Genomic DNA, 11,645 nt, shown 5'->3' on the forward strand with positions numbered 1-11,645 from the left:
CGAATCTCCAAACTAATGGGATTTTCTGGCGAGGTCAATCGCAGGTCAGGTTTGTCTTCATGGTTACATTCGCATAACAAAATGTCGGGTTAGGGGGATTAGCTCGCAGTTATGGAGTGTTTATTCTGTGTGGTTTGATTTTGTTGGTTAAATATATCGCCATTGACGGGCTCAATGGTGCGCTCGGCGACGATGGGCGAATGTAGTAATTTTACCAACCCGATGTGGCCGACAGCGGAAGGGATCACATTTTCAATATCCCATGCTTGCAATTGTGTGCTGTCGGGTCTCTTTGAATTTTTCATTGTTCAACAGTGGGTTATCAGGTCTCATTTTCATATGGATGTTTACTGTTTGAATCGTCAAAGAACTGTAAAAATCCTTTTTTTGCGCTTTTCCTCTATATTTATTCAAAATTGGTCGGGTATTTATATGTTTTACCCTCTCCGCTAGCTTGATCCAGCTCAGCCCCTGTTTTGCGCAAGCTCGTACAATGGCGCTCCTTTAGCGGAGGTGTCATGCAGTTACACGAACTCGTCAATACATTCGGTCAGGATCTCAAGCAGCGTCATGGTCAGAAGATCCACAAACTATCCATCCACGGGGCCTTCACCTGCCCGAACCGTGACGGCACCCTGGGCCGTGGTGGCTGCACCTTCTGTAACGTTTCCTCTTTTGCCGACGAGTCGGCTCAGCAACTCTCAGTGGTGCAACAACTGCTGGCTCGCCGGGACGAAGTCACCCGTGCCAAGCGCTATCTTGCCTACTTTCAGGCCTATACCAGTACCTATGCCGAGGTCGAATATCTGCAGCGGATGTATGAAGAGGCGCTGTCGGTGAGCGATATGGTGGGGCTCTGTGTGGGCACTCGCCCCGATTGCGTGCCGGATGCGGTGCTGGATCTGTTGGCGGGCTATCAGGCCCGGGGTTACGAGGTGTGGCTGGAGCTCGGGCTGCAAAGCGCCAATGACAAGACCCTGCAACGGATCAACCGCGGCCACGGTTATGCCGCCTATGAGGATGCGGTAAGACGTGCCCATCAGCGCGGCATCAAGGTATGTGCTCATCTGATCGTCGGCCTGCCGGGCGAGGTGCCAATGGACAGCCTCGATACCCTGCATCGTATTGTTGAGACCGGCGTGGAGGGGATCAAGTTGCATCCGCTTCATGTGGTTGAAGGCAGTACTCTTGGCAAAGCGTGGCAGGTGGGGCGCCTTGAGGTATTGACGCTGGAGCAGTATGTGGAGGCGGCCGTTGCCATGATCCAGCACACGCCGCCCGAGGTGGTGTATCACCGGATTTCGGCCTCCGCGCGCCGTCCAACCCTGTTGGCGCCAGCCTGGTGTGAAAATCGCTGGACTGCCATGGCGGATATTGCCAAAGCACTCTCATTGAATGGCCCGCAAGGTCACGCGTTGGGCAGACCCTTCATACTTCCTGACCTATAATTGAGCGCCAGATTATTATTTTCACGTAAAACATAGGGTTATATAAAAAACTTCATACCCTAAACTATAGTTTTGGTACGTGCCGGTTGATATAGTGGTGCGCCATAATAAATGTCATTATCAATTAACTCCAACATTCACCCTGATTGCAGTGTTAGCATGGTGTTGATGAGCCGATTATTTTTACCAATAACGAATCATGCCGCCATTGCTGCTGTGCTGGGAAATTGGGGATGAGTGTCGCGATCTATCTGGACAGGTTTATCCCCTGATCAGTCTCATCAGCGGGAAGGCCACTCGGTTTTAGCGTGGCTATAGCAGGGAAATATGAGCGATGAACGCTCTTATCTACCTCATTTATGCAGTGACAGGATGCTATGCAAGCAGAAACAAGTCGTATTGATGAGTTATTGGAGTGTCTGGTCTTCTTGACCCGTTTTTATGGTGTGCCCAACAGCCAGGATGCCCTGACGACAGGGTTGCCACTGGTCTCCGGACGCCTGACTACCGCACTCTTTTGCCGTGCTGCCGAGCGGGGCGGGTTATCCGCCCGTGAAGTGATCCAGCCACTGGCCGATATTTCTCCCTTGCTGCTGCCTTGCGTATTGCAGATGCGCAGTGGTGGTGCCTGCATTTTGCTGGAATGGAACGAAGATCGCAGCCAGGGGAAAGTGATTTTCCCGCAGGCCGGTGATGCCGCGCAATGGCTGACAGCAGCCCAGTTGGGTGATGAGTATCTGGGACGCCTCTTCTACGTGAAGAAGCAGTTCAAGTTTGACGAGCGCTCGCCCAAGGTACTGGAAACCCGTGATGGACACTGGTTCTGGAGCACCTTGTTCGAATCCCGCGGTATCTATCGCGATGTGCTGATCGCCTCCATTCTGATCAACCTGTTTGCCATCGCCAGTCCGCTCTTTACCATGAACGTTTATGACAAGATTGTGCCCAATCTGGCGTTTGATTCGCTCTGGGTGCTGGCGGTCGGGGCCATGGTGGTCTTTACCTTCGATTTTGTGATGCGGCAGTTGCGTAGTTACTTTATCGACATTGCCGGTAAAAAGTCTGATGTGCTGCTGTCCGCCAAGATTTTCGCCAAGGTGATGGGCATGAGAATGGAGTCTCGTCCCGCTTCCACTGGCGCGTTCGCCAAACATCTGCAGGAATTTGAATCGGTGCGGGAGTTTTTCACCTCCGCAACGGTTTCTACTCTTATCGATCTCCCTTTTGCCGTCTTCTTCCTTTTTATTATCTGGATGTTTGCAGGCGTAATGGTGGTGGTTCCCATCGTCGCCATGCTGATCCTCATCGCCTACAGCTTCTATATTCAGGAGCCCCTCAAGCAGTCCATCGAAGAGGGGTCACGCCTTGCGTCCCAGAAGAACGCCAACCTGATTGAAAGTATTTCCGGGCTGGAAACCGTCAAGATTTTCGGCGCCGAGAGCATGTTCCAGCATCGCTGGGAACAGGCCGTCTCCCATATTTCCACCTGGGGCGTACAGACCCGCCGCATTACCAACTCCATGTCCTCACTGGCCAGTTATATCCAGCAGGTGGTGACGGTCGGTCTGGTGATCGTCGGTGTTTACCAGATCTCCGAAGGTTTGGTTACCATGGGGGGGATGATTGCTGCCGTGATGCTCTCCAGCCGCGCCATTGCGCCTATGGTGCAACTCTCCGTGTTGTCGACCCGTTATAACCAGGCCAAATCTGCATTGGATATTCTGGAAAAAATTATGCAAACCCCGGGTGAGCAGGAGGAGGGCAAGCAATATATCCATCATCCGGTGATTGCCGGTCGAATTGAATTCGAAAATGTCTCCTTCAAATATCCGGGAATGGAAACCAGCACGCTGCACAATATCAATTTGCGCATTCAGCCGGGCGAAAAGGTGGCGATTATCGGCCGGATTGGGGCGGGTAAAACGACCCTCGAGAAGCTATTGATGGGGTTGTATCGACCGACCGATGGCTCGGTACGTATCGATGGTTTTGAACTTGATCAACTGCCGCCTGCGGTGATCCGCCGCAATATCGGCTGTGTTCCGCAAGATGTCATTCTCTTTTTTGGATCGGTGCGGGACAACATCATGCTGGGTAATCCGCTGGTGGATGATGTGAGAGTCTTGCGCGCAGCCAAGCGGGCGGGTGTCACTAACTTTACCAACCGGGATCCTAACGGGCTGGATCGGCAGATAGGCGAGGGGGGCCGTCAGCTATCCGGTGGCCAGCGTCAGTCGATCCTGCTGGCACGCGCCCTGCTCAATGATCCCCCCATTCTGGTGATGGATGAGCCGACCTCCAACATGGACAACCAGTCCGAGATGCAGGTCAAACAGGAGCTCGCCAGACTGGGCCCGGAAACCACATTGATCCTCATCACTCACAAAACCTCGATGCTGGATGTGGCATCGCGAGTTATCGTCATCGAGCAGGGGCAGATCGTTGCTGATGGTCCCAAAGAGGTGGTGTTACAGCAGTTGAAGGAAGGCAAGGTGCGCGTGCAGGAGGTGTCCCATGGTTAAGGGGCTCATGGACTGGTTCAAGCGCAGCAAAAAGACGCCTTCCGGCGAGGTATTGCCAGCACCCGAGCATCTGGAGTTTGTCGATGACGGCGCGGCAGCTGTACTGCTGACCACGCCGACCGGAGCTCGTATCCTGCTATGGTGCTGTTTCCTCTTTTTCATGAGTGCCATCGTCTGGGCGGCCTGGGCCGAACTGGATGAAGTCACCGTGGGTCAGGGCAAGGTTATTCCGTCCCGTCAGCTGCAGGTGATCCAGAACCTGGAAGGGGGGATCGTCAAAGAGATCTTCGTTAAAGAGGGGGATATCGTCGAAAAGGGACAGCCTCTGCTGCGCATTGATGACACCCGTTTCCGCTCCGACTTTAGAGAACGGGAGCAAGAGGTAGTCACTCTAAAGGGGGATGTGGCTCGTCTGCGCGCCGAGATGGCCAGCGTCGAGGTGAAAAACGACCCGGCACTGGGGTGGCGTGAACAGGTCGTGGTAGGTGAAGCGCCAATCCAGTTTCCCGATGGTTATGAAACCGTTTTTGCCGAATACGCACACCGTGAGCGCTCTGTACAGCGGGATCGCCTCAATAACCTGAAGAACCAGCTCTATATTCTTGGTCAGCAAATCGAACAGAAAGAGCAGGAGCTGATTGAACTGAATGCCAAGATCCGCACCGTGAATCGCAGTGTGGATCTGGCCAGACAGGAACTGAATATTAGCCGTCCGCTGGCGAAAGAAGGTATAGTGCCTCAAGTGGAGCTAATCAAGCTTGAGCGGCAGGTCAACGAGATGCAGGGGGAGCTGGAGAGCAACCGTCTGCTGATCCCAAAACTCAATTCGGTACTGCGTGAGACCATCTCCAAGCGTAATGATATTGCGCTGAAGTTCAGAGCAGATTCCCAGACTGAACTGAATGAGAAACAGGGGCGGCTTGGCCAGTTATCAGAAGGGCAGGTTGGCTTGCGAGACAGGGTTGACCGGACCAGCGTGATTGCACCGCTCAAGGGCACCATCAAGAAGCTCAAGATCAACACCCTGGGCGGCGTGGTTCAGCCCGGCATGGATTTGATGGAGATTGTGCCGCTGGAGGATACCTTGCTGGTAGAAGCCAAGGTGTCACCGAAAGATATCGCCTTCCTGCGACCGGGGCTGGATGCCATCGTCAAAATTACTGCCTACGACTTTACAATCTATGGAGGATTGCATGGCAAGGTTGAACAGATAAGTGCGGATTCGATCCAGGATGAGGAGGGGAACTCCTTTTATCTGGTTCGGGTTCGAACAGAGAAAAGTTACTTGGGCGATGAGCTTAACGCACTTCCCATCATCCCCGGTATGTTAGCCAGTGCTGATATCATTACTGGTAAAAAAAGTGTCCTAGACTATTTGCTTAAGCCGATTTTACGGGCAAAGCAGTCGGCACTGAGAGAACGATAAGCCAACAATCTAAAAACAAAACATGACTGGAGATAACATGAAAAAAACGATTGTTGCCATGCTGGTCAGTGGCTGCATCCTGATCCCGAGTTTGGGTCAGGCCCAGACTCTGGAAGAGTCGGTGGCACAGACACTTGCTACGCATCCCAAGATAAAGGAAGCGTTTGATCTGTATCAGGCACGACTCTATCAGCATGATGGAGCCAAGGGTGGCTATTATCCTACGATCGATCTGCGTGGCGGCGTAGGTTACGAGAAAACGGACAGTCCTTCGACAAGAATTAACCCAAACAGTGATGATTCGTTGACTCGCAAAGAGGCTGGACTCAGTCTGCGACAAATGTTGTTTGATGGCTTTGATGTCAGCAACAACGTCTCCAGAACCGAAGCTGAAGCCAATGCCCAGCGTCTGGCGATGATCTCCGAAGCTGAAAATACCGCGCTGCGAGTAGCTGAGGTCTACCTCAATATGCTGCGCCAGCAGGAGATCCTGGAACTCTCCAAACAGAACTTGGAAACCCACGAGCAGATCCGCAGCGACATCAGCAAGCGGACTGATTCAGGTCTTGGCTCTACTGCGGATCAGACCCAGATTGAAGGTCGTGTTGCCCGGGCCTATTCAAATCAGGCCGCTGCTGAAAACAACTATCGCGACGCAGAGAGTGAATTTATTCGTGTCGTGAACGAGGTACCCAAAGATCTGGTACAGCCGGTTCCCAATACCGAGCTTATCCCGACCAGCCTCGATAGTGCGCTGAAAACAGCGACCGAAGTCCATCCGACCCTGCTCTCTTCCCTGCAGGATATCGAAGCGGCCAAGTATCAGCATGAAGGTGCCAAATCCGGTTTCTACCCCAATGTAACATTCGAGGTCGATCAGAACTGGAATGAGGATATCGATGCGGTCAAAGGGCGCAACGATGATCTGACCGCAATGGTGCGGATGCGTTACAACCTGTTCCGTGGCGGTTCTGATGTGGCAGAGAGCAATGCAACATCGGCGCTCTACTCTCAGGCGAAAGACATTCATTTGAATGCGTTCCGCCAGGTGGAGGAAGGCACTCGTCTGGCCTGGAACGCGAAAGAGTCGCTGGCCAAGCAGAAGACCTTCCTGAAAGAGCATGTTGACGCCAGCTATGACACCGTACAGGCATACAAGAAGCAGTTTGGTTTGGGTCAACGGACATTGCTGGACGTATTGAACACCGAGAACGAATTGTTCGAGGCGCGTCGCAGCTACATCACTGCCGAGTATGATGCACTGCTGGCTGACTATCGCATTCTCAACGCGACAGGCAGTCTGCTCAATGCATTTAGCGTCAAACAACCCGCTGAATGGCAGGCCAGGCAATAACCGTTTGTTCATGATCCCGCAGGGATCATGAACGCCAACATGGTGATTGCAGCTGGCAGTCACCATGTTTGGCTAACGCAGGTTGTTGTACGAGCTTTGAGGAGTGCAGCAGTAATAATGCAGCAGGAATATGATGTGACACTCCAGCGCGGAACCGGTAGCCGATGGTGTTATCTTCTTAATGAATGGAGATACAGATCCTTACGCGCTCTGCGCCACTCCTTATGGATCCTGCTGTTACCCTTCTCACTTCTGCTCTGTGCCAGTCAGCCTCTGCCACAGGAAGATCTCAACTTGATCAAGCGGGCGGAGCAGACCTATGGCGCCAGAGCCGGCAAGCGTGTAACCAGTTGGCGTATGTTGGTCATGGAGACGAAGGGCAGGGCCCTGAGCGAAGAAAAAAAGCTTGAGCGGGTTAATAATTTTTTCAATCGGATGCGTTTTATTGACGATATCAAGTTGTGGCGCAAAAAGGATTATTGGGCAACCCCGCTAGAATTTTTGGGAGCCGCCGGGGGAGACTGTGAAGATTTCAGTATCGCTAAATACTCTACGCTGCTCGAGCTTGGGATCCCGGATGATAAAATGCGGATGGTGTACGTAAAGGCTCTTGATTACAACCAGTTTCACATGGTGGTGGCATATTATGAGACACCCTCGTCCGTTCCGGTTATTTTGGATAATTTGATAGGCTCGATTCGCCCAGCCACACAGCGGCGTGATCTGGTGCCTATTTACAGTTTTAACGGTAGTCACTTGTGGTTGATGAAGGCACGAGGCCAAGGGGAACTGGCTGGTCAATCATCCCGCTTGGGATTATGGAATGATTTACGCAATCGCATGACCTCGGGGCGATTGGCTCGGCCAGTGGTGAATTTGGATGATTAACCTATGACGCTCTATCGACAGTTATTAGCCACCATGCTGCTGCTGTTTGGATTGTTATTTGCGGCCACATACTGGGTGCAATTCAATTCAACCCGCACTTATCTGGCGCAGCAACAGGAAACAACGGTCATCAATACGGCAACCTCGCTGGGGCTTGCGCTCACCCCCTATCTGGAAAACGGTGACAAGGTCGGTGCCGAGTCGGTGATCCAGGCCATTTTTGATGGTGGCTATTATCGACTGGTTCGCCTTGATCTGCTGGCATCAAAGGATGTCATCGAGCAGGAAAATACCAACAATATTCAGGGGGTACCGCGGTGGTTTGTAAATTTGGGACTGTTTCCTGAGGTATCCAACGAGTCAATTCTGACGTCTGGCTGGTTGCAGCTTGGAAAATTAAAAGTAGTGGGTCACCCCGGCCAGGCTTATTACGAGTTGTGGTGGGGGATGAGCGAGCTGGCGAGCTGGTTTCTGGTCGGCTTTTTGATCACCACAATTTTGTTGATGAGAGCACTCAACTACTTGCTCAAGCCACTCAAACAGATCTGTGATCAAGCCGTCGAGATTGAGCTGCACCATTTCGGTCATACAATCCCGGAGCCTAAAACCCATGAATTGAAGCAGGTCGTTCAGGCGATCAACACGCTCTCAAGCAAATTGGCGTTGCAGTTTAAAGAGCAAGCCGATGAGGCCGAGAAATTGCGTGAGCGGGTTTATGTCGATGCCGTGTCGGGGCTTGGCAACCGAGCCTATTTTGTGGGTCAGGTAAACGCATGGATCGCGGAGGCTGGCCAAGGTGGCGTCATGCTGGTTGCGGTCGACATGCTGGATGATATCTATCGCGATGAAGGCTTTGCTGCCCGCGACAACATGGTCAAATCGATAGCTCAGGCTTTGAAAGAGCAATTAAAAGGGTGGGATGGCGCAGCCTTGGCACGGATCTCCGCGACGGAATATGCGCTGCTCTGTCCAACTGACGATCTCACTCAGTTAAAAGAGCTGGCTGAAGTGATTAATAGCCGCATTGCCGATCTGGTGGTGAATCCAATGGGCGAAGGGGATGCGCTCTCCGTCATCGGTATTGCTGGTCGTGATGGCAATGATGATCTCTCTGCCTTGTTGACCAAAGCCGATAATGCGCTTGGCAAGGCGCGCAATGAACGCCGTGGTGCTGTGGTGATGGAAGGGGGGACCGAGCAAGGTTTGATGGGGCGTTTGGCCTGGCGAGATCTGGTACAAGATGCCATTTCACGACAACTTTGGCGCTTCAAAGCACAACCAGCTTGCCGGTTTGATAATGGAGCAAGGTTGCATGCCGAACTATTTGCTTCTATCTCTCGGGATGGCACTGATTATTTTGCCGGTCAGTTCTTGCCCGCGATTGAACAGTTCAAATTGGGTGGCGAGTTTGACCAGGCGGTGCTTGATGCTTGCGTTCCATTACTGCAAAAACAGTCTGATCTGGTACTGGCGATCAACATCACTGCTGGCTCGCTCTGTTCGGATGAATTTTTAACCTGGCTGACGCGCTATCTGACCGAGCATGCAGAGCTCAAAGAGCGGTTGTTATTTGAAATACCTGAAGCTGCCATCATGAAACATAAAGACAACGTGGCTGCGTTGGTTTGCACCTTGCAAGCTCATGGTTTTCAGTGGGGGGTTGACCACTATGGTCGTCACTTCCAGTCTCTGGGCTATCTGGAGGAGTTGTCGCCGGCTTATGTCAAGGTTGATCACGGTTATACCAGTCAGGTCATGGAGCCGGGGGCTGACACCTCATTCCTGGCTGCAGTGTGTCGCGCTGCGCACAATGCCGGTGTGACGACTATTGCAACCCGAGTCGAAGATCAACATCAAGTGGAACTGCTTTCCAAGTTGCATATCGATGGTTACCAGGGATTTGTTCATCCCGCCTTCCCATTGCCTTGAATTAAATGGCCCCGATAGGGGCCTTTTTTATACCAGTCACTTCTCTTTTCGCCATTTTTCTATAACAAACTCAAGGTCAGCCTTGAATGGGGCTGGGTCTAGGGTTCTGATTTGTATTAAGAAATACCAACTCTTCGATTTATTTCCGTCCATTTGTTGAATTCCTCTCGAACGTACGCTTTTTTGCAACGGAACAGCGCGCTATCTCCTTCTACGGTGTAGACATCAAGATCTGTCACCTTGGAGCAATGGATATGCGTACCCAAATCATCGACAAGTCCGTGGTTGTCTCAGCTATAGAAGGCAATGTGGATATTGTGCTGGCTGATGGAAGCAGCCGCCCTCTGCAAAAAGGGGAAATTCTCCAACCCGGAGCAAAATTGGCCATAGCTGATGATGCCAAGCTGGCTCTTTCCCCTTATGACGATACTCCAGCATCGGATGTTCCGGCAGGTTCCGAGTCCGCTGGACCTGCTCAACCGCAAGTGGCGGCCAGCCAGGAAGGCGCACCTTCAGATATTGCCGCATTGCAAGAATCGATTCTGCAGGGTGTTGACCCGACTCAAAACTTTGAGGCTTCTGCTGCTGGTGGGGCACCAGCGGCCGGTGGTGGTGGCGGTATTGGTGGAGTTGCGGGGGCCAGTGGTAATGGTGGTTTCGTAACAATTGATCGAACAGGCGATGCCACGATAGCGGCTGCAGGGTTTGATACCACCTACGATACGGCCGCTGTCATCAATGAAAATCAGGCCGAAGATTTGATTCTTGAAAATCAGCTTGATGATTTGGGCGAAACCGCCGTGACCCTGGAAGACACTCAGATCAGTGGGAATTTGCTCGACAATAGTACCAATCCAGATGGGCCTGCTGATGCCTCTATCGTTTCATATGACTGGGGTATCAATATCGGAGTCCCTGCCGGTGTTGCTGCCACCATTACCGGAGTGGGCACGCTGATCATCAATCCGGATGGGAGCTATACCTTTACTCCGGCTCCTAACAATGATGGTGCAGTTCCGCCGGTGAACTATCAGGTAACTGATGGCCAGGAGACAGTGACTTCAACACTCGTTATCTCCATTACTCCGGTAGATGAGGCGGTAGGCCTTGATGGGCTTACCCTGGAAGGGGGAGAGGTGTTGGTCAGTGATGCCAACCTGGCCGACGGTTCGGCACCTAACGCTGCCGCGTTAACTCAAAGTGGGGTGTTTACCTTTAATGCCCCTGATGGCGTACAAACGCTGGCAATCGGGGCGATCCAGTTGATCAGCAATGGCACCGTGATTGCTCTGCCTGTATCCATTGAGACTCCGCTTGGCAATGGATTGCAAATCACTGCAATAACCTACGATCCCGTTACCGGTAACGGCAGTGTCTCCTACAGCTATACCCTCCTTGATAACGAGGCCCATCAACAACCCGCGTTTGATCTGCAATTGGGTGAGAGTCTCGCTGTGACCTTGACCGATGATGACGGTGATACAACCAGTGCAACGCTGGACATCGTTATTCAGGATGATGTGCCGACCCAGGATGTGGGGGTGGCCGAAGAGGCTAATTTGGGTGGATTGTCGGTCAGTCTGGACGAGACGGTTGGCAAAGAGGATACCTACAGCGAAAGTGATGTGAATGACGGCTATGTCAGTGATGACGTAGAGGGTGCACTGGCCCGGGCTACAACTGCGATTGAAGGTGGTCTGCTGTCACTGTTTACCAGCAGTGGCAGCTACGGTGCTGATGGTGCAGGTAGCATCACCGGCAGTTTCAGCTTTGTCGGAATTGGCGAGGCGGGGGTTGCCACCAACCTGTCGGCCACCAAAGGTGGTGCGATTACCCTCAATGCAGCGAGCGCGACCGAGCTGCAAGGGGTTGATGGTGAAGGAGGTGTGGTCTTCAGCATCAAGATTGTGGTGGTAGATGGGGTATCCCAACTGCAGACCACCCAGTTTGAAGCCTTGTCTCATGACGACTCCGGTTTGTTTGATGAATCACTGTCGCTGCTGCTCAGTGGGCAGAACAGTCTGGAACTGCAATACAGCGTGACCGTGTGGATGGTGATGGCGATAGCGTGACCGACA

General features: G+C 52.4%; 7 protein-coding genes. All 7 read left to right on the plus strand.

Features of this window, described 5'->3' with window-relative positions; genetic code table 11:
- Positions 1-518 precede the first annotated feature (518 nt).
- Positions 519-1,448: a TIGR01212 family radical SAM protein gene (locus tag AACR14_RS03235; protein ID WP_019445097.1), complete on the plus strand. Its 930-nt coding sequence runs from the start codon at positions 519-521 to the stop codon at positions 1,446-1,448.
- Between the two features lie 377 nt (positions 1,449-1,825).
- Entirely contained in the window at positions 1,826-3,970 is a 2,145-nt protein-coding gene (locus AACR14_RS03240; protein ID WP_005350980.1) for a type I secretion system permease/ATPase, read from the plus strand.
- Entirely contained in the window at positions 3,963-5,396 is a 1,434-nt protein-coding gene (locus tag AACR14_RS03245; RefSeq protein ID WP_005350982.1) for an HlyD family type I secretion periplasmic adaptor subunit, read from the plus strand. Before AACR14_RS03240 ends, AACR14_RS03245 begins: the two co-directional genes overlap by 8 nt.
- A gap of 37 nt (positions 5,397-5,433) precedes the next feature.
- The gene (locus AACR14_RS03250; RefSeq protein ID WP_019445098.1) at positions 5,434-6,750 is read left to right on the plus strand and encodes a TolC family outer membrane protein; all 1,317 of its coding nucleotides are present in this window, start codon (positions 5,434-5,436) and stop codon (positions 6,748-6,750) included.
- A 135-nt stretch (positions 6,751-6,885) separates the two neighbouring features.
- Positions 6,886-7,638, plus strand: coding sequence for a transglutaminase-like cysteine peptidase (locus tag AACR14_RS03255; RefSeq protein WP_005350994.1), 753 nt, complete (start codon positions 6,886-6,888; stop codon positions 7,636-7,638).
- A gap of 3 nt (positions 7,639-7,641) precedes the next feature.
- Entirely contained in the window at positions 7,642-9,567 is a 1,926-nt protein-coding gene (locus tag AACR14_RS03260; protein WP_019445100.1) for an EAL domain-containing protein, read from the plus strand.
- 254 nt (positions 9,568-9,821) lie between these two features.
- On the plus strand, positions 9,822-11,639 hold the full coding sequence (locus AACR14_RS03265; RefSeq protein WP_237714688.1) for a retention module-containing protein: 1,818 nt from the start codon (positions 9,822-9,824) through the stop codon (positions 11,637-11,639).
- The last annotated feature ends 6 nt before the right edge of the window (positions 11,640-11,645 follow it).

Source organism: Aeromonas sp. 159 (assembly GCF_963862045.1).
GTDB classification, from domain to species: domain Bacteria; phylum Pseudomonadota; class Gammaproteobacteria; order Enterobacterales; family Aeromonadaceae; genus Aeromonas; species Aeromonas veronii.

Bases quoted from the DNA above. Each gene is read 5' to 3' on its own strand.
- AACR14_RS03235 (WP_019445097.1), top strand. From the start codon at position 519: ATGCAGTTACACGAACTCGTCAATACATTCGGTCAGGATCTCAAGCAG.
- AACR14_RS03240 (WP_005350980.1), top strand. From the start codon at position 1,826: ATGCAAGCAGAAACAAGTCGTATTGATGAGTTATTGGAGTGTCTGGTC.
- AACR14_RS03245 (WP_005350982.1), top strand. From the start codon at position 3,963: ATGGTTAAGGGGCTCATGGACTGGTTCAAGCGCAGCAAAAAGACGCCT.
- AACR14_RS03250 (WP_019445098.1), top strand. From the start codon at position 5,434: ATGAAAAAAACGATTGTTGCCATGCTGGTCAGTGGCTGCATCCTGATC.
- AACR14_RS03260 (WP_019445100.1), top strand. From the start codon at position 7,642: ATGACGCTCTATCGACAGTTATTAGCCACCATGCTGCTGCTGTTTGGA.
- AACR14_RS03265 (WP_237714688.1), top strand. From the start codon at position 9,822: ATGCGTACCCAAATCATCGACAAGTCCGTGGTTGTCTCAGCTATAGAA.